Consider the following 1,348-nt stretch of genomic DNA (forward strand, 5'->3'; position numbering starts at 1 on the left):
TGTGTTTAAATTCATCCTTTTTCACTATATCTTGATATAATTTATCCATAACCACCTGAATATTTCTCACTTTATTTGATTCTGAAATCATAAGAAATATTGGGTTCCTAATCTTTAAATTTAAAATAAAATCAGAAATCATAGCCCCTTCAATTCTAGAAACTTTCTTGTTTTTTAAAAGATTATTAATAATTAGCCTATAATCATCCTCTAATTTTTTAAAAGCTTTTGATTCAAGAAATAATTCTTCATACCCATCAAAATCATAAAATGGTAAATCCTTTATAGTATAAAAATTTGGCGAATAACAAATCTGACTAGGATTCTTTTTTCCAACGTGAATTTTTTTTCTTTCAAAAAGTAATTTTAAATCTAAACAATATAGATCCTTACCTCCAGAATATTCATTTAAATAGCATTCGGGAACAAAATGGTGTTTTTTTGGATCACTCACCCCTCACCCCCTTCCACAATCTTAATCTCCTCCTCGGTCAGGCCATACAATTCATACACCAAGGCGTCGATTTCGCGGTCGAGGCGGGTGATGTCGGCTTGGAGGGCGAGGGCCTTGGCTTTTTGTTCAGTAAAATAGGCCATCCATTCGGCTTCTTCAGACAAACTCAACTTGACCTTGGCCTTGCTTAACTCTCCCAAAAATCCCTTGAAATCCAAGTCAGGCCAGTTATGGAGATTCTTTGATATAGAATCTAATTTTAATTTTGCTCGAAGGAAATTTGAAAAGTTGATTCTTATATCATTCAAATCTTCCATAATTCTAAGGATAGAGGACACTTTATTCTCTAAATCAGAATTGCCANATTCTTCTTCTGTATAACCACAATAAATTCTAGGAGGATTACCAGAAACAATCTGTCTTACCAATATTCGGGGCGAAACAAAAAATCTTTCCTCTCTAGGAGCACCTAACCAATCACCATATTTAATAAATTCTTCTATTTCATTTGAAACATGATATCTAGTAATGTTTCCACCACTAATCAATGGTTTATAAGTTTCATCTAATTTGGTTTGAGCGTGAAATCTTCTGTTTTTTATTAAATCCTCTGAATGCCCCTTATATTTATCATAAGGAGTGATTCCTAAAGTAAAATCAGCAATATCTCCGAGATCAATTGAATCACTTGAGATTTTTTCAAGAATCGAATTAATTCCAGAATTTATAAAAATATTAAAGTTGAAAGAATCGTTATTTTTCCAATTAATCTTTGAAAAAACCTTTAAAAATCTATTATCAATATGGTTCAATTTGAATTCTTTGGGATACACCAAAGCATTTACGGAATCAACATTAGATTTTTTTTGAAGATGCAATTGTTGAAACAGTAAT

At 31.4% G+C, this 1,348-nt stretch carries 1 protein-coding gene; it reads right to left on the minus strand.

Features of this window, described 5'->3' with window-relative positions; translation table 11 throughout:
- Nucleotides 1–454, minus strand: a 454-nt coding sequence (locus tag D0X99_RS20255) for a DUF4238 domain-containing protein (RefSeq protein WP_119479689.1), incomplete at its 3' end; no start/stop codon positions are given.
- Nucleotides 455–1,348 lie beyond the last annotated feature (894 nt).

It is taken from the genome of Algoriphagus lacus (assembly GCF_003583985.1).
In the GTDB taxonomy this organism is placed as follows: Bacteria; Bacteroidota; Bacteroidia; order Cytophagales; family Cyclobacteriaceae; genus Algoriphagus; species Algoriphagus lacus.